This is a genomic window from Catellatospora sp. NPDC049609, from assembly GCF_040675365.1.
GTDB lineage: Bacteria > Actinomycetota > Actinomycetes > Mycobacteriales > Micromonosporaceae > Catellatospora.
Genome location: NZ_JBFAOU010000044.1, coordinates 1 through 15,748 on the forward strand (window position 1 = coordinate 1; position 15,748 = coordinate 15,748).

Consider the following 15,748-nt stretch of genomic DNA (forward strand, 5'->3'; position numbering starts at 1 on the left):
GCACGGCACCGTGGCGGAGGCCGAGTGCGTGGCGCGCGAGTTCGGCGACCTGCCCGTGCCGGTGGTCGCCGTGCTGGGCAACCACGACCACCACACACTTTCTGACCCGAAACAGCGATCCTGACCCGAGGTCACACGGAGCGCACCGTAGCCGCCCGCTGCGGCGCCGTCGTCTTCGCGGTGGACTACTCGCCCGAGGGCAACCCGCCACCGTGGAAGGTGGTCGTTGCCGACGGGCGCGGTGGAGTTCCCTGCCGTACATCCAGTGGCACTGGTCGGCTCTTTGCGCCTGAACGCAAACATGTTTCACGAGAACGTCGGTCCCATTAACGTCACCCAGCGTCCAAGTCGGACACGATGTCAACTCGAAAGGGGACTCACCATGTCCACCCGACTGGCGAGAATGGTTTCGGCCGTGTTCGCAGCGATGGTAGCCGCCACCGTCCTGAGTGTCGCAGCGCCCGCGCAGGCCGCCACCCCGACCTGCAATGCCAGTGGCACGGTGACAGCCGCAGACGGCTACACGCACATCAACATCCCCATGTACTACGTGGCCAGCACCAACACGAGGAACTACACCTGCCTGCTGAGTGTCGGCAACAGCAGCAATGCCGTCTACACCCTTGAAAGGACGCTCAAGGAGCAGTACGGCTACAACATCACCGTCAACACCGCTTTCACGACGGAAACCAAGAACGCGCTCCTGGATCTGCAGGCGGAGCTGTGCTGTGGTCTCGACGTCGACGGTGTCTACGGGCCGCAAACCCGTGACGCGCTCTGCTGGGTCCAGGTAGGCGGCGGCGGATGCATGTTCCGCGTCTGGTGAGGTGATCACCACCGCTGCGACTCCGCGCATGGGCACGAGCCCGTGCGCGGGGTTCTTCACGTGGTCATCGCCGATCTCAGCAGGCCGCTGTCGCTTGGCGTTCGCCTCACGCTGTCCACTCCAGGCCGCCCCGGCGGCAAGCGGATCAAGAGGGCTCCCTCCCGATCACGGTCGGGCACCCTGACCTCAGATCAGCCAGCCGGCTCCCACCAACGCCGAGGGCCATCGGATGTTGACCGTGGCAATATCGTGGCGCTATGACTCGCGGGCATTTGATCTACAGCATCGTGGCGACCGTGTGGGCTGTGGTGATCGGCGCGTGGAGCCTGCTGCCTGACATGATGGGCCTGCCCGAGGCCGTCCTCCTTCTCGCGCCCGTACCTGCGGTGCTCGCCCTGTTCTGGGATTGGCGATCATTGAGCTCGCTACCTCCGAGGTCTGTACCGGTGTGGGCGCGTCTTGTGTGGTGGGTCGGCCTGGTTGGTGCGGTGATGTTGGTGGTGACCGTCGGGGGGCATTACTCGTCGGGCGATACCCGTGCGGAGCTTGCTCGGTTCGCGCCCGGCTGGGCGTTCGTCGGCGTCTGGTTCGGGTACAACGCCTTGCTTTGCGCGTGGGCCAAGCTGCGCGAGGCACAGGGACTGGCCCCAGCCGCGCCGGCGAGCTGAGCGGTGATCTCCTTGCGGCGGCGGTCTCCGACCGAGCCGGCGGTTTCTCGAAGCGGGCAAGGGCTCGGCGGAGCGCAGCGGAGCCGACCGCGTAGCGGCTTGGCCCTTGATCGATTCGAGGTTCACTGGTACGCCCTTGTGGTGCCGCCGCAAGGAGATCACCACCCCGACCACCAGCAACTAGACCGGAACGTGGCCGCCTGGATCTCTGCAGCCGGGGATGCAAGCTTCTGCGGGCAGGCATGCCTGTCACACGCCAGAACGGCATGCACGTGCTGCGACACACGTATGCGTCCGTCCTGCTGGACGCTGGCGAGAGCGTCAAGGCGCTGTCGCTGTATCCGGGCCACGCTGACCCGGGCTTCACGCTGCGGGTCTACACGCATCTGCTGCCCAGCAGCGAAGACCGCACGCGCGCCGCGATCGATCGGGCGCTCGGAGACGGCCTGAGCGACCCTGACGGCCTGGCGACGGCCCAGGGTCCGGCTTCGGGAACGTCTCCCTAGGTCAGGGCACGTGCATGTCTCACTTGGCGTTGAAGTACGCCGCCTCCGGGTGGTGGACCACGATCGCGTCGGTGGCCTGCTCGGGGTGCAGCTGGAACTCCTCGCTCAGCTCGACCCCGATCCGCCCCGCGTCCAGCAGCCGCACGATCTTCGCCCGGTCCTCCAGGTCCGGGCAGGCCGGATACCCGAACGAGTACCGGCAGCCCCGGTAGTCCGTCCGCAGGATCCCCGCCAAATCGGCCGGGTCCTCGGCGGTCAGCGGCCGCCCGTCCGGCAGCACCAGCTCACCGCGTACCCGCCGGTGCCAGTGCTCGGCGAGCGCCTCGGTCAGCTGCACCGACAGCCCGTGCACCTCCAGGTAGTCGCGGTAGCTGTTGCCCGCGAACAGCTTCGCCGCGTACTCCCCGATCGCGTGCCCGACCGTCACCAGCTGCAGCGCCACCACGTCCAGCGGCTCGTCCGGCGTGGCCGGCTTCGGCCGGTAGAAGTCGGCCAGGCACAGCCGCCGCTCGGCCCGCTGCCGCGGGAACGTGAACCGCGCCTGCTCGCCCACCCCGTCCTCACCGAGCACGACCAGGTCGTTGCCCTCGGCGTACGCCGGGAAGTACCCGTACACCACCGACGCTTCCAGCAGCTGCTCGGTCGCGAACCGCTCCAGCCAGTACCGCAGCCGCGGCCGCCCCTCGGTCTCGACCAGCTCCTCGTACGACGGCCCGGACCCACCCCGCGCCCCGCGCAGCCCCCACTGCCCGAGGAACAGCGCCCGCTCGTCGAGCATCCCCGCGTAGTCGCCCAGCGGGATGCCCTTGACCACCCGCGTGCCGAGGAACGGCGGCGTGGGCACGGGAGCGTCGGCCGCCACATCGGAGCGCACCGAAGCGTCGTCCAGGCCGGGCAGGTCGTCGGCCACCTGCGAGCGGTGCTTCTGCCGCCGCGCCCGGCGGGCGGCCAGCGCCGCCTCCCGCTCGGCGTCCACCACCGCCGTGCCGGACCGCTTGGCGGTCATCACCCGGTCCATCAGCGACAGCCCCTCGAACGCGTCCCGCGCGTAGTGCACGTCCCCGCCGTCGAACAGGTCCCGCAGGTCGTCCTCGACGTACGCGCGGGTCAGCGCGGCGCCGCCGAGCAGCACCGGCCAGCGGCCGTGCAGCCCGCGCGCCATCAGCTCGGCCAGGTTCTCCTTCATGATGACCGTGCTCTTGACCAGCAGCCCGGACATGCCGATCACGTCGGCCCCGTGCTGCTCGGCGGCCTCGATGATCGCGTTGATCGGCTGCTTGATGCCGATGTTCACGACCGTGTAGCCGTTGTTGGACAGGATGATGTCGACCAGGTTCTTGCCGATGTCGTGCACGTCGCCGCGCACCGTGGCCAGCACGATGGTGCCCTTGCCGGCCGCGTCGGCCTTCTCCATGTGCGGTTCGAGGTACGCCACGGCGGTCTTCATGACCTCGGCGGACTGCAGCACGAACGGCAGCTGCATCTGCCCGGAGCCGAACAGGTCGCCGACCGTCTTCATGCCTTCGAGCAGCACGTCGTTGATGATGCTCAGCGCGGGGCGCTGCGCGAGCGCCGCGTCGAGGTCGGCCTCCAGGCCGGTGCGCTCGCCGTCGACGATGCGCCGCTGCAGCCGCTCGTCCAGCGGCAGCGCGGCCAGCTCCTCGGCCCGGCTGGCCCGCGCCCCGGCCACGTCGACGCCCTCGAACAGGTGCAGGAAGCGGGCGAGCGGGTCGTAGTCGACGGTCCCGTCGGCGTGGTACGTCCTGCGGTCGTACACCAGGTCAAGCGCGACCTGCCGCTGCTCCTGCGGGATGCGCGCCATCGGGATGATTTTGCTCGCGTGCACGATCGCGCTGGTCAGCCCGGCCTGCTGGCACTCGTGCAGGAACACCGAGTTGAGCACCTGCCGGGCCGCCGGGTTGACGCCGAACGAGATGTTCGAGATGCCCAGGGTGAAGTTGACCCCGGGGTACTTCGCGGCGATCCGCCGGATCGCCTCGATCGTCTCGATGCCGTCGCGGCGCGTCTCCTCCTGCCCCGTCGTCACCGGGAACGTCAGCGCGTCGATCAGGATGTCCTCGCGCCGCATCCCCCAGCGCCCGGTCAGGTCGTCGATCAGCCGCGAGGCGACCCGCACCTTCCACTCCGCGGTGCGCGCCTGGCCGTCCTCGTCGATGGTCAGCGCCACCACGGCCGCGCCGTGCTCGCGCACCAGCGGCATGATCCGCGCGTACCGCGAGTCCGGGCCGTCGCCGTCCTCGAAGTTCACCGAGTTGATGATCGACCGGCCGCCCAGCAGCTCCAGGCCCGCCCGCAGCACCTCGGGCTCGGTCGAGTCCAGCATGATCGGCAGCGTCGACGCGGTGGCGAACCGGCCCGCCAGCGCCTTCATGTCCGCCACGCCGTCCCGGCCGACGTAGTCCACGCACAGGTCCAGCAGGTGCGAGCCGTCGCGGGCCTGCTCCCGCGCGATCTCGATGCACTTCGTCCAGTCCCCGGCGAGCATCGCCTCGCGGAACGCCTTGGACCCGTTGGCGTTGGTCCGCTCGCCGATCATCAGCACGCTCGCGTCCTGCGCGAACGGCACGTGGTGGTAGATGCTGGCCACACCCGGCTCCACCTGCGGCTCGCGGGCCACCGGCGCGGTGCCGCGCAGCTCGCGCACCACCCGCGCGATGTGCTCCGGTGTGGTGCCGCAGCACCCGCCGACCAGGCTCACGCCGTACTCCCGGACGAAGCGCGCCAGGTCGACGGCCAGCTCGTCGGGGGTCAGCGGGTAGACGGCGCCGCCCGCGGTCAGCTCGGGCAGGCCCGCGTTCGGCATCACCGACAGCGGCACCCGCGCGTGCTGCGCCAGGTAGCGCAGGTGCTCGGCCATCTCGGCCGGGCCGGTCGCGCAGTTCAGGCCGACCAGGTCGACGCCCAGCGGCTCCAGCGCGGTCAGCGCCGCGCCGATCTCGCTGCCCAGCAGCAGCGTGCCCGTGGTCTCCACGGTCACCTGGCAGATCAGCGGCACGTCGGTGTTCAGCCGGCGCATGGCCCGCTTCGCGCCGATCACCGCGGCCTTCGTCTGCAACAGATCCTGGCTGGTCTCCACGATGACCGCGTCGGCCCCGCCGGAGATCAGCCCCGCGACGTTGTCGGCGTACGCGTCGCGCAGGTCGGCGAAGCCCAGGTGCCCCAGCGTCGGCAGCTTCGTGCCCGGTCCGACGCTGCCCAGCACCCAGCGCCGCTGCTCCGGCGTGCCGAACCGGTCGGCCGCCTCGCGCGCCAGCCGCGCCCCGGCCTCGGACAGCTCGCCGATCCGGTGCGCGATGTCGTACTCCCCCGCCGCAGACAGGTTCGCCCCGAAGGTGTTGGTCTCCACGCAGTCGCTGCCCGCCGCCAGATAGCGCTCGTGCACCCCGCGCACGATGTCCGGCCTGGTCAGGTTGAGGATCTCGGAGCAGCCTTCGAGCCCGGCGTAGTCGTCCAGCGACGGGTCGGCCGCCTGCAGCATGGTGCCCATCGCACCGTCGGCGATGAGGACCCGGTGTGCCAGCGCGTCGAGGAAGCTCTCAGTCACCCCACCAGGCTAGTGCGTGTCAGACGCCACATCCGGAGATGATCACGCCGCGTACCACCTGTTGCGACACGCCTTGCGCACCCGCTCCGCATGGACGATCCGGCGGCGCGCCGTAGGCTGGCAGACGTGACCGAGTTCGACGGCCTTCCTGTCCTGCGCTCCCCCGTCGCCATCGCCGCCTTCGAGGGGTGGAACGACGCCGCTGACGCGTCGACCGCCGTGGTGGAACACCTCGAGCAGGTATGGGATGCCCGCGAAGTCGCCTCGATCGACCCCGAGGACTTCTACGACTTCCAGGTGAACCGCCCGCTGATCACGCTGGTCGACGACACCCGCCGGATCGAGTGGCCGAGCACCAAGTTCATGGTCGCCTCGCCTCCCGGCGCCAAGCACGACGTGGTCCTGATCCGCGGCATCGAGCCGAGCCTGCGCTGGCGCACGTTCTGCAACGAGATCCTGGAGATCTGCCACAGCCTCGCCATCGAGAACCTGGTCCTGCTCGGCGCCCTGCTCGCCGACGTCCCCTACAGCCGCCCGCTGCCCATCAGCGGCACCATCACCGGCAAGCAGTCCGGCCAGGAGAAGGTCAAGCTGACCCCCACCAGGTACGAGGGCCCCACCGGCATCGTCGGCGTGCTGCAGGACACCGCCTCCCGAGCCGAGCTCGACGCCATGTCGTTCTGGGTCCACGTCCCCCACTACGCCAACAACCCGCCCTGCCCCAAGGCCACCCTCGCCCTCCTCCACCGCATCGAGGAGGTCCTGGACCTCCCCGTCCCCATGCTCGACCTGGCCCAGGAATCCGCCGAGTGGGAGGACCGCGTCCGCGCCGCCGCCGCCCAGGACGCCGAACTGGCCGAATACCTCCGCGACCTCGAAGAACGAGCCGGCGACGCCGCCAAGCCCCTCTCCGGCGACGAGATCGCCGTCGAGTTCGAGAAATATCTCCGCCGCCGCGGCGGCTCCCCCGGCCCCTCCCACGGCACTCCCCCGTGGTGACCGCCCCTGTCTAGTGCGTCGATCTTGCGTGAACTGTGGGTATGACACGCACTGATCGGTCATATCCCTAACACTTCGCGCAAGATCGTCGCGATCTTGTGTGCCCGTCCGGGGGCGACACGTCGGCTAAGGCTTCCTAGGTCGCTAGGTATTCGGACATTTGTGCGGCATGATCTCCCCATGACCGAGATGGGCATCGGCGGGGTGAATCCGGGCGCGGCCGAGCACCCGCACCGGCAGATCGCCGCGCAGCTGCGTGCCAAGATCCGGCGGGGGGACTGGGCGGCCGGTGAGCAACTGCCCTCGATCCCCGCGCTGGCGCAGATGTACGGCGTCGCCAAGCAGACCGTGCAGCGCACCATCGACCAGCTCCGGGTCGAGGGCCTGCTGATCACCAAGCCGGGATCGGGCACCTACGTCCGCGGCACGCGCCGCCGGCTCAACCGGCTCTCGCGCGGGCGGTACGGCACCCAGCGCGGCTACCACGCCGATCTCGCGGCGCGCTACCGGCAGCAGCTCATCGAGGTCACCCGCGCCACGCCCCCGGCCGAGGTCGCCGACGCGTTCGGCGTCCCGGACTCGACCCTGCTGGTGGTACGCCGCCACCTGGTGCGCACCCAGGACGCGGCGGTCGAGGTCGGCGCCTCGTGGCTGCGCCCGCAGGACACCGCGGGCACCTCACTGGAGCGCTACGAGTCCTTCGGCCGCCCGCTGTACCAGGAGGTCGAGGAGGTCACCGGCCGCCGCTACGCCACCGCGACCGACACCATCACCGCGCGGCTGCCCACCCGCGAGGAAGCCGAGGTGCTGCAGATCCGCCCGGACACCCCGGTGCTGCACCTGCTGCACGTCGCGTACGACGCCGACCACAAGGTGATCGAGGTGGCGCAGGCGACCTGGCCGGGACCGATGACGACGCTGACGGAGGAGTACCGGGTGCCCACGCCACGCCCGGACGCCGACCTGGACGGAGATCCCGATCCCGGGCTGGTGCTGGGCTAATCTGCGGTTTGTCGGGTGCCCGACACGTTTTCGCCTGCGCACCCGCGCCTTCGCCGCAAGGATGGTCCTATGACCCGTCGCCCGCACTCCCCACAGGCGCTCGTGGCCCTCCTCGGCGCGCTCGTCGTGCTCGTGATCGGACTCGCGCTGCTCGGCGTGCTCGTCATCGGCATCGCCGACGGCGTGCCCAGCACCGGCGTGCTGCTGCTCGGCGCGTTGACGCTGGGTGTGTTCGCGCTGGCCGGGCGGCTCGGACACGTGGCGCTGACACTGCGCCGGCAGGCGGACGCCCCCCAGCGCCCCGTGCGGATGCGGCAGGCGCCACCGCAGCGGCCGTCCCGGGTCGCGGTCCGCCCCCGCCCTCAGCCGCGCCCCCGCGCCTGATCAGAGAGCCGACGCCGACGCGGTCTGCCCGCCGGGCCAGGGCGCCTCGTGCGGCCGTGGTCCACAATCACGGCCATGCTGCTCGTGCTCCTCACACCCGAGGGCGGTCCTCGCCCCACCCCCGACCGGACGCTCCCGCTCTTGTCCGACGAGTGTCGACCGCGACGCCGCTCCGGTGCAGCCGATCCTGGCTACGCCGCCCACCTCCGCCGCGTTCGGAGTTCCCGCATGGGAACCACCACGTGAGCGGCGCCAGGGAGCCGACGGTGTCGCCGAGCGACGCGGTGGCGATGATCGGGACACCGGGTGACCAGCTGACGCCCGCGCCCACGGGTATGACCCTCCTGCTGGGACTGGCGGGCGGGTGCGCCGTGGCGGCGCTGGTGGGCGTCGGCGGAATGGTCGGCCAACGCCGGCTCGTGCTGATCCCGATCCTGCTCGGCCTGGTCCTGCTGTCGTTCCACTGCTACCGGCTGACCCGGTACGGCATCAGCGCCACGTACGCCTATGTCTACGTCCGGCGGGGACGGATCAGGCCGATCCATCTCAAGGATGTCGCGGCGTTCACCCTGCGCGCCGACCCCGACGGTGCTCCGGCGTTGTTCGTCGACCTGGCGGACGGGTCCACCGTGCCCACCCCGGTCACCCTCGACCAGCGCTTCGTCCTGGGCCGGGTCCGCATGACCGAACAGCAGGTCACCGCCATGATCGCCGAACTCGAACGCCGCCGCGGCCTGCCCTACCGCGCTTGATCGCGTCGATCTTGCGCGAACTGTTGCCCTTTTGCCCGGTACGCGCGTGTCGTACCCACAGTTCACGCAAGATCGACCCCCCGTGGCGGGGCAGGCCGCGGAGTTACAGCTTGAGGCCGAGGAGGGCGTCGAGGGTGTCGCGCATCAGGGCGGGGGCCTGGCGGTCGGCGCCGACGCCGGCGAGGGTGTCGTCGACCCACGCGTCGACGAGGGCGACGGCGCCGGGGGTGTCGAGGTCCTCGGCGAGCTTGGCGCGTACGCCGGCCAGCAGCTCGGCCCCGGACGGGCCGGACGCGGCGCGGGCGGCCTGGCGCCAGCGGCCCAGGCGGTGCTCGGCGGTCTTGAACACCTCTTCGGTCCACTGGCGGTCGGCCCGGTAGTGGTCGGCGAGCAGCGCCAGCCGGACGATCATCGGGTCGACGTTGTCGGCACGCAGGCGGGAGACGAAGACGAGGTTGCCGCGCGACTTGCTCATCTTCTCGCCGTCCAGGCCGATCATGCCGGCGTGCACGTAGTGCGTGGCGAACGGCGACTTGCCGCTGAGCACCTCGGCGTGGGCGGCGGAGCACTCGTGGTGCGGGAACAGCAGGTCGTTGCCGCCGCCCTGCACGTCGATGGTCTCGCCGAGCAGCTCTTGGGCGATGACGGTGCACTCGATGTGCCAGCCGGGGCGGCCCGCGCCGAGCACGCCGCCGGGCCAGGACGGCTCGCCGTCGCGGCGGCCGCGCCACAGCAGCGGGTCGAGGGCATCGCGCTTGCCGGCGCGCTCGGGGTCGCCGCCGCGCTCGGCGAAGAAGGCCAGCATCTGCTCGCGGGACAGGTTCGACTCGTACCCGAACCGGGGCGCGGCGGTGATGTCGAAGTAGACGTCGCCGGTGCCGTCCTCCAGCCGGTACGCCGCGCCGCGTTCGAGCAGCTCGGCGACCCGCTCGGCGATGACGGGGATGGACTCGACGGCGCCGACGTAGTGGCTCGGCGGGATGATCCGCAGGGCCTCCATGTCCTCGCGGAACAGGGCCGTCTCCCGCATGGCCAGGACCTTCCAGTCCTCGCCGTCGCGGGTGGCCCGCTCCAGCAGCGGGTCGTCGATGTCGGTGACGTTCTGGACGTACGCGACCTCGTGTCCGGCGTCGCGCCACAGCCGGTTCACCAGGTCGAAAGTGATCATGGTGGCGGCGTGGCCGAGATGCGTCGCGTCGTACGGGGTGATCCCGCAGACGTACATCGTCGCCCGCCCGCCCACGGGGCGGCTGGGGTGGGCGCCCTGGCGGGCGGAGTCGAACAGAGCCAGGGGCTGACCCGCGCCCGGAAGGCGCGGGACGTCAAGTCCGGACCACGTTTCCATGGCGCCAGCCTAACCAGCTTTATGCCGAGAGCGGATCTCACCTCGAGCGGTTACCCGATGGCACGGGCGTGACGCTAGGGTCGGAGGCATGACCCATCAGGTGTACGCATTCGAGCCGCCCGAGCGGTTCGTCGCCGGCACGGTGGGTCCGCCCGGCGAGCGCACGTTCTATCTGCAGGCTCGCGGCGGCGGCCGCCTGGTCAGCGTGGCACTGGAGAAGATGCAGGTCGCGCTGCTGGCGGAGAAGCTCGAGGAGCTGCTCGCCGAGGCGCACCAGCGGTTCGGGGCGGAGCTGCCGCCCGCGCCCGACGGCCCGGCCGACAACGAGCCGCTGGAGAGCCCGGTCGAGGAGGAGTTCCGCGTCGGCACGCTGGGGCTGGCCTTCGACGTGGAGTCGGCCACGGTCATCATCGAGGCGATCGCCGCCGAGGAGGTCGAGTTCGACCCCGAGACCGATGTGCCGCCGGCCGAGGGCGAGGCCGAGGTCGACGAGACGCCGGAGATCTCCGACGACCTGGACCGGCTGCGGGTGCGGCTGACCCCGACCGAGGTGCGGCAGTTCATCGAACGCGCCAAGCGGGTGGTCGCGGCGGGCCGCCCGCCGTGTCCGCTGTGCGGGCAGCCGCTGGACCCGGCGGGCCATCTCTGCCCTCGACACAACGGCTACCACCGCAGGTAGCGATGTCGTCCACCCCTCAACCCGGCGACGGCGACGGCAGGGCCGAGCTCGGCCGGCTGCTGCGCGACGCCGACATGGAGATCGAGGGCAGGCTGGTCGAGGCCTCCAACACCACGCTGCGGGTGATCCTGTCCGGTGGCGGGCAGACCGTCCGGGCTGTTTACAAACCCGTGCGCGGGGAGCGTCCGCTGTGGGACTTCCCACACGGCACGCTGGCCGCCCGCGAGGTCGCCGCGTACGCCGTGAGCGACGCGCTGGGCTGGGACATCGTGCCGCCGACGGTGATGCGCGACGGGCCGCTCGGACCCGGCTCGTGCCAGCTGTGGCTGGACGAGGTGACCGAGCCGCCGGTGGACTTCGTGCCCGCCGACGAGCTGCCGCAGGGCTGGCTGCCGATCGCCGCCGCCCAGGACGAGGCCGGCCGGCCGTACCTGCTGGCCCACGCCGACGACCCCCGGCTGGCGCGCCTCGCCGCCTTCGACACTGTGATCAACAACGCGGACCGCAAGGGCGGGCACGTGCTGGCCACCCCCGACCAGCGGGTGTACGGCGTCGACCACGGGGTCTGCTTCCACACCGACGACAAGCTGCGTACCGTGCTGTGGGGTTTCGCGGGCCGCGCGGTCGCCCCCGAGGTGGCCACCGCGCTGCGCAACTTCGACCCCGGCGTGCTGACCGACCTGCTCGCCCCCGCCGAGATCGACGCGGTCGGCACCCGCATCAAGCACCTGGTCACCGACGGCCGCCTCCCCCAGCCCCCCGACGACCGCCACGCCATCCCGTGGCCACCGATCTGACGGGACGCACCCCCGACCTTGATCCGTTCCTGACCCGTCGGCAAGATCCCGTCGATCTTGCGCGAACTGTTGCTCTTTTGACCGAATTACGCGTGTCGCACCCACAGCCCGCGCAAGATCGACCCAGCGCGCGCGGGGGGGGTCAGTAGAGCTGCATCGAGCCGGTGCGTTGGGCGCGGGTCTCGCCGAGGCGGAGCAGGGTTGCCGTTGCGGCGAGAAGCAGGGTGCAGAGGGCGGCGAGCAGGGCGAGCGGTTCGAGCAGGCTGGTGAGGGGTTGGGCGTCGAGCAGGGCGCCGCGGAGCACGGCAAGGCTGCTGGTGAGGGGGAACGCCAGGCCGATGGCCTTGATGGCCAGTGGCATGGCGAACAGGGGCAGGCGGACCCCGGACACGAACCACAGCGGGTCGTCGAGCAGGGTGTAGAGGAACGTGGAGTCCCGCGAGAACAGCATCAGGCTGTTGAGGAATGCGCCCCAGACGATCGCCGGGATGATCAGCGCGAGCGCCGCGACGGCGTACATGCCGGGGTGGGCGACGTGCAGCGCTCCGCCCGCGCCGGCGGCGGCGACCGCGAAGCACCCGGCCAGCCAGGTGTTCTGCACAAGGGCGCCGGTGCCGTTGGCGAAGACCAGCGCCAGCCGGCTCGCCGGGGACAGGAACAGCAGCTCCATGGTGCCGCTGATCCGCTCGAACGCGAAGTTCCAGGCGGACTGGACCAGCGAGAAGTAGAACAGGTACGCGAACGCGCCCGCGGCCAGGAACGCCAGCAGCCGCGACGGCTGCGCCGCGAGCGGCCAGCGCTCGGCGATCCCGGGGGTGTCCAGCACCGGCAGCATCGTGTAGTAGGTGATCGCGAGCTGCAGCACCGGCCAGATCAGCATGGAGAACACGACCAGCGGGCCGCCGAAGCTGCGCCGGTGCTGCTTGAGCGCCTCGGCGGCGACGACGCGCAGGGCATGCCTCATGCCGGCACCGCCTCGGGGCGGCGGGCGGCGTCGGCCAGCGCGAGCACGGCGTCCTCCAGGGTCGGCGGGGTGACCTCCAGCCGCACGATCGCGCCGCCCGCCGCGACGACGGCGGTGGCCAGCTCGCCCGCGAGGTCGTGCCGGTGGCGCACGGTGTACCGGGGACGCAGCTCGTCGTCGCGTGCGGCGGTGACCTGCGCTCCGGTGCGTACCGACAGGGCCTGCACGGCCTGGTCGGCGGCCGGGGCGGGCGCGGCGAGGGTGATCTCGACGGTGTGCCGGCGCTCGGTGAGCGCGGTCAGCTCGGCGGGGGTGCCCTGGGCGACGAGCCGGCCGGCCGCGATGACGTGGACCCGGGCGCACAGCTGCTCCACCTCGGCCAGGTAGTGCGAGGTCAGCAGGACGCCGACGCCGCCGCGGGCAAGCTCCGCGACGACCGCGCGCAGGTCCCGGGCGATCGGCGCGTCCAGCCCGAGGGTGGGTTCGTCGAGCAGCAGGTACGCCGGTTCGTTGATGAGGCCGCGGGCGATGGACAGCCGCTGGCGCATGCCCTTGGAGTACTGCTCGACGCGCTGGTCGGCGGCGTGCTCCAGCCCCACCAGCGCGAGCAGCTCGCCGATGCGCGCCTTGAGCCGGGCCCGGGGCACGTCGTAGAGCTGGCCGAAGTACCACAGGTTCTCCCGGCCGGTGAGCCTGGCGTAGGTCATGCGCTCGCCACCGGCGATCATGTTGATCCGGCGGCGGATCTCGCGGGCGTCCCGGACCAGGTCGAGCCCGTCCACGGTGGCACTGCCCGAGGTGGGCCGCAGCAGCGTGGACAGCATGCGGATGGTGGTGGTCTTGCCCGCGCCGTTGAGCCCGAGCAGGCCGGTGACCTGCCCGGCCGGGATGGTCAGGCGCAGCCCGGCGACGGCCGGTGCGGCGACCCGGCGCGGTCCGGCCGGTCGCCACCAGGGGCGGTCGCGCCGGGGGTAGATCTTGACCAGGTCGTGCGTGACGATCGCGCGGGTCATGCGCTCGCTCCTCGGGTGATGGCACGCCGCTCGGCGTACGGCAGGATCAGCAGGCCGACGGCGACGTAGGCGGCGCCGAGGCCGAGGCACAGCAGCAGGTCGACGGTGACCTGGCCGAGGGGTGCGGCGTGCAGGCTCGCCGCCCGCAGCACACGCAGGGCGGAGGTGACGGGCAGCAGCTCGCCGACCCAGGCCAGCGGATCGGGCAGCAGCGCGGGCGGGAAGGTGCAGCCGCAGACGAGCCCCACCAGGCAGAACAGCGTGTTCTGGGTGACGTGCGCCTCGCCAGCGGCGATCATGATGGCGCTGACCGGGATGGACAGTCCGACCACCGCCACGAACGCCGCGAGCACCCCCACGAGCAGGGTGTACGGGTCGGGCGCGGGCAGCCGTACGCCGAGCAGCAGCGCCGTGCCGAGCAGGCAGGCCAGTTCCAGCAGCGAGGTGAGGAACGCCTGGACCGCGACCCCGAACAGGTAGGGCAGCCGCCGGGCCGGGGTGAGCAGCTGGCTCTCCAGCGTGCCCTCCCGCTGCTCGGTGATCTGCGCCTTGGCGACCCACAGCACCATGCGGGTGGTGAACATCAGCGCCGCCGCGCCGACGGTGACGTAGCCCAGGTAGTCCGGCGTGCCGGACGAGTCGCGGAACCACGCCGAGACCCGCCCGCCCCCGATCGCCTCGTACGACAGCAGCGCCAGCACGACGGTGAAGACCCCGGGCGCGAGCGTGCCGATGAAGTACGACCACGGGTACGCCCGCTGCATGACCAGCCAGTTCCGTTTCAGCGTCGCCCATGCCACCGGCACGTGTCCCACCCCCGCCGTCCAGTGAGTTTCTTTTGGGAACTAACTAAGTTCCGTTCGGGAACGTACCATGGAGCACGTCGGAAGGAAAGTGGATGATCAAGTCACGGCTGGCGGACGAGCACTGCGGCATCGCGCAGTCCGCCGCGGTGCTCGGCGACTGGTGGAGCCTTCTGGTGCTGCGCGAGGTCGCCCGCGGCCACCGCCGCTTCGACGAGCTGGCCGGTGAGCTGGACATCTCCCGCAAGGTGCTCACCGAGCGCCTGTCCCACCTCGTCGCGCACGGGGTGCTGGCGCGCCGCCCCTACTCGGACCGGCCCCCGCGCCACGAGTACGTGCTGACCCCCGCCGGGCACGGCCTGCTGCCGGTGCTCGTCGCCATGCAGGACTGGGCCGACCGGTGGGTCCTCGGCGACGGCACGCTCACCGCGCTCACCCCGGACGGCGCCGAGCTGCCCCGCGCCCGGGACCTGCCCGGCAGCCGCGTACCCGCCGGGCTGGCCCTGCCCAGCACCCGCGGTGAACCGCTCGACGTGGTCGGCGACACCGCCTGGACCGTGCTGTTCACCTACCCGGCGACCGGCGGCGGCAAGGGCGCCGAGTGGCCCCGCATCCCCGGCACCGCCGGCTGCACGCTGGAGAACCGGCTGTTCCGCGACGCCTGGCCGGACTTCACCCGGGCCGGCGCCACCGTGCACGGCGTGAGCACCCAACTGCCCGACGAGCAGGCCGCGTTCGCCGCGGCCGAGGACATCCCGTTCCCGCTGCTGTCCGACGTGGACCTGGAACTGACCGCGGCGCTGCGCCTGCCGACCTTCCGCGGCGCGCAGCAGCTACGCCACAAGCGCACCATCCTGCTGATCGACGCCGACCGCGTGGTGCGGCACAGCATCTACCCCGTCGCCGACATCCCCGCCGCCGTCACCCAGGCCCTGTCCCTGGTACGCAGGTAAGGAAGGGCACCTTCTTATCGTTTTCCGTGGTGGAAGGTGCCCTTCCTAACGGCTCACCTGACGCGGCGGTGGTTGGGGGCCGTGATGTCGGCGTACTCCGGGTGCTTCTCCAGCCAGCCCGCGAGGAACGGGCAGATCGGCACGACGGTGCGGCTCTTGGCCCGCGCGTCGTCCATGACAGTGCGGGCCAGCGCGCTGCCGACGCCCTTGCCCTCGTACTCCGGCAGCACCTCGGTGTGCGTGAACACGATGATGTTGCCGCTGAGCTGGTAGGTCATGAACCCGGCCACCGCGCCGGCCTCGCTGTCGCGGGCCTCGAACCGCTCGCGCGCCGCCGCGTCCGTCACCTCGATCGTCACCGGCCCATCCTATCCACGCGAGGTCGACGCGCCCCTTACCCAGCGAGGTCAAAGAGGGCACCTTCCGCTACGGAAATCGATGGGAAGGTGCCCTTCCTTTCCTCCGTTCGAGGTGGGAGGCGGTGGCGCAGGG

The 15,748-nt window shown here is 71.4% G+C and carries 16 protein-coding genes and 1 pseudogene; 11 read left to right on the forward strand and 6 right to left on the reverse strand.

Going from position 1 to position 15,748, the window contains the following annotated elements; genetic code table 11:
* From AB0J67_RS14990 to AB0J67_RS15005, 4 genes and pseudogenes are all read left to right on the forward strand, one after another.
* Window positions 1–91, forward strand: a pseudogene (locus AB0J67_RS14990) (metallophosphoesterase); the annotation flags it as partial.
* 291 nt (window positions 92–382) lie between these two features.
* Window positions 383–826, forward strand: a complete 444-nt coding sequence (locus tag AB0J67_RS14995; RefSeq protein ID WP_363481826.1) for a peptidoglycan-binding domain-containing protein — start codon at window positions 383–385, stop codon at window positions 824–826.
* A 257-nt stretch (window positions 827–1,083) separates the two neighbouring features.
* Window positions 1,084–1,494 carry a hypothetical protein gene (locus tag AB0J67_RS15000; RefSeq protein ID WP_363481829.1) on the forward strand — a complete coding sequence of 137 codons (411 nt, stop codon included), beginning with the start codon at window positions 1,084–1,086 and terminating at the stop codon, window positions 1,492–1,494.
* A 242-nt stretch (window positions 1,495–1,736) separates the two neighbouring features.
* Complete coding sequence (locus AB0J67_RS15005) at window positions 1,737–2,000, forward strand: hypothetical protein (protein ID WP_363481832.1); 264 nt, start codon at window positions 1,737–1,739, stop codon at window positions 1,998–2,000.
* A 19-nt stretch (window positions 2,001–2,019) separates the two neighbouring features.
* Here AB0J67_RS15005 and metH read toward each other — a convergent pair whose 3' ends face one another.
* Window positions 2,020–5,565 (reverse strand): methionine synthase, encoded by a 3,546-nt coding sequence (gene metH / locus AB0J67_RS15010; RefSeq protein WP_363481835.1) that lies wholly within the window; start codon window positions 5,563–5,565, stop codon window positions 2,020–2,022.
* A 126-nt stretch (window positions 5,566–5,691) separates the two neighbouring features.
* On the opposite strand from metH, the gene AB0J67_RS15015 reads away from it, so the two are divergent.
* The 4 genes from AB0J67_RS15015 to AB0J67_RS15030 all read left to right on the forward strand — a co-directional run bounded on the left by AB0J67_RS15015 (window position 5,692) and on the right by AB0J67_RS15030 (window position 8,702).
* Complete coding sequence (locus AB0J67_RS15015) at window positions 5,692–6,564, forward strand: PAC2 family protein (protein WP_363481838.1); 873 nt, start codon at window positions 5,692–5,694, stop codon at window positions 6,562–6,564.
* Between the two features lie 180 nt (window positions 6,565–6,744).
* Window positions 6,745–7,566: a GntR family transcriptional regulator gene (locus AB0J67_RS15020; RefSeq protein ID WP_363481841.1), complete on the forward strand. Its 822-nt coding sequence runs from the start codon at window positions 6,745–6,747 to the stop codon at window positions 7,564–7,566.
* A gap of 69 nt (window positions 7,567–7,635) precedes the next feature.
* Entirely contained in the window at window positions 7,636–7,950 is a 315-nt protein-coding gene (locus AB0J67_RS15025) for a hypothetical protein (protein WP_363481844.1), read from the forward strand.
* Window positions 7,951–8,192: 242 nt separating this feature from the next.
* The gene (locus AB0J67_RS15030) at window positions 8,193–8,702 is read left to right on the forward strand and encodes a hypothetical protein (RefSeq protein ID WP_363481847.1); all 510 of its coding nucleotides are present in this window, start codon (window positions 8,193–8,195) and stop codon (window positions 8,700–8,702) included.
* Between the two features lie 103 nt (window positions 8,703–8,805).
* Here AB0J67_RS15030 and mshC read toward each other — a convergent pair whose 3' ends face one another.
* Window positions 8,806–10,047, reverse strand: a complete 1,242-nt coding sequence (gene mshC, locus AB0J67_RS15035; RefSeq protein WP_363481850.1) for a cysteine--1-D-myo-inosityl 2-amino-2-deoxy-alpha-D-glucopyranoside ligase — start codon at window positions 10,045–10,047, stop codon at window positions 8,806–8,808.
* An 88-nt stretch (window positions 10,048–10,135) separates the two neighbouring features.
* Between mshC and AB0J67_RS15040 the strand changes: the two genes are divergently transcribed.
* Entirely contained in the window at window positions 10,136–10,726 is a 591-nt protein-coding gene (locus AB0J67_RS15040; protein ID WP_363481853.1) for a DUF3090 family protein, read from the forward strand.
* 2 nt (window positions 10,727–10,728) lie between these two features.
* Window positions 10,729–11,523, forward strand: coding sequence for an SCO1664 family protein (locus AB0J67_RS15045; RefSeq protein ID WP_363481856.1), 795 nt, complete (start codon window positions 10,729–10,731; stop codon window positions 11,521–11,523).
* Between the two features lie 142 nt (window positions 11,524–11,665).
* On the opposite strand, the gene AB0J67_RS15050 is transcribed toward AB0J67_RS15045, so the two are convergent.
* From AB0J67_RS15050 to AB0J67_RS15060, 3 genes are read right to left on the reverse strand one after another with little or no spacing between them, the layout of a single operon-like run.
* On the reverse strand, window positions 11,666–12,487 hold the full coding sequence (locus AB0J67_RS15050) for an ABC transporter permease (RefSeq protein ID WP_363481859.1): 822 nt from the start codon (window positions 12,485–12,487) through the stop codon (window positions 11,666–11,668).
* Entirely contained in the window at window positions 12,484–13,500 is a 1,017-nt protein-coding gene (locus tag AB0J67_RS15055) for an ABC transporter ATP-binding protein (RefSeq protein ID WP_363481862.1), read from the reverse strand. The genes AB0J67_RS15050 and AB0J67_RS15055 overlap by 4 nt, the downstream gene beginning before the upstream one ends.
* Window positions 13,497–14,306, reverse strand: a complete 810-nt coding sequence (locus AB0J67_RS15060) for an ABC transporter permease (RefSeq protein ID WP_363481865.1) — start codon at window positions 14,304–14,306, stop codon at window positions 13,497–13,499. The genes AB0J67_RS15055 and AB0J67_RS15060 overlap by 4 nt, the downstream gene beginning before the upstream one ends.
* A 92-nt stretch (window positions 14,307–14,398) precedes the next feature.
* Between AB0J67_RS15060 and AB0J67_RS15065 the strand changes: the two genes are divergently transcribed.
* Window positions 14,399–15,256, forward strand: coding sequence for a winged helix-turn-helix transcriptional regulator (locus tag AB0J67_RS15065; protein WP_363481868.1), 858 nt, complete (start codon window positions 14,399–14,401; stop codon window positions 15,254–15,256).
* A gap of 53 nt (window positions 15,257–15,309) precedes the next feature.
* On the opposite strand, the gene AB0J67_RS15070 is transcribed toward AB0J67_RS15065, so the two are convergent.
* On the reverse strand, window positions 15,310–15,615 hold the full coding sequence (locus AB0J67_RS15070) for a GNAT family N-acetyltransferase (RefSeq protein WP_363481871.1): 306 nt from the start codon (window positions 15,613–15,615) through the stop codon (window positions 15,310–15,312).
* Between the last annotated feature and the right edge of the window lie 133 nt (window positions 15,616–15,748).

What these genes read in the sequence shown, in the direction of transcription:
- AB0J67_RS14995 (WP_363481826.1), top strand. Translation starts at nt 383, where the DNA reads ATGTCCACCCGACTGGCGAGAATGGTTTCGGCCGTGTTCGCAGCGATG.
- AB0J67_RS15000 (WP_363481829.1), top strand. Translation starts at nt 1,084, where the DNA reads ATGACTCGCGGGCATTTGATCTACAGCATCGTGGCGACCGTGTGGGCT.
- AB0J67_RS15005 (WP_363481832.1), top strand. Translation starts at nt 1,737, where the DNA reads ATGCCTGTCACACGCCAGAACGGCATGCACGTGCTGCGACACACGTAT.
- AB0J67_RS15020 (WP_363481841.1), top strand. Translation starts at nt 6,745, where the DNA reads ATGACCGAGATGGGCATCGGCGGGGTGAATCCGGGCGCGGCCGAGCAC.
- AB0J67_RS15025 (WP_363481844.1), top strand. Translation starts at nt 7,636, where the DNA reads ATGACCCGTCGCCCGCACTCCCCACAGGCGCTCGTGGCCCTCCTCGGC.
- mshC (WP_363481850.1), bottom strand. Translation starts at nt 10,047, where the DNA reads ATGGAAACGTGGTCCGGACTTGACGTCCCGCGCCTTCCGGGCGCGGGT.
- AB0J67_RS15040 (WP_363481853.1), top strand. Translation starts at nt 10,136, where the DNA reads ATGACCCATCAGGTGTACGCATTCGAGCCGCCCGAGCGGTTCGTCGCC.
- AB0J67_RS15045 (WP_363481856.1), top strand. Translation starts at nt 10,729, where the DNA reads ATGTCGTCCACCCCTCAACCCGGCGACGGCGACGGCAGGGCCGAGCTC.
- AB0J67_RS15050 (WP_363481859.1), bottom strand. Translation starts at nt 12,487, where the DNA reads ATGAGGCATGCCCTGCGCGTCGTCGCCGCCGAGGCGCTCAAGCAGCAC.
- AB0J67_RS15055 (WP_363481862.1), bottom strand. Translation starts at nt 13,500, where the DNA reads ATGACCCGCGCGATCGTCACGCACGACCTGGTCAAGATCTACCCCCGG.
- AB0J67_RS15065 (WP_363481868.1), top strand. Translation starts at nt 14,399, where the DNA reads ATGATCAAGTCACGGCTGGCGGACGAGCACTGCGGCATCGCGCAGTCC.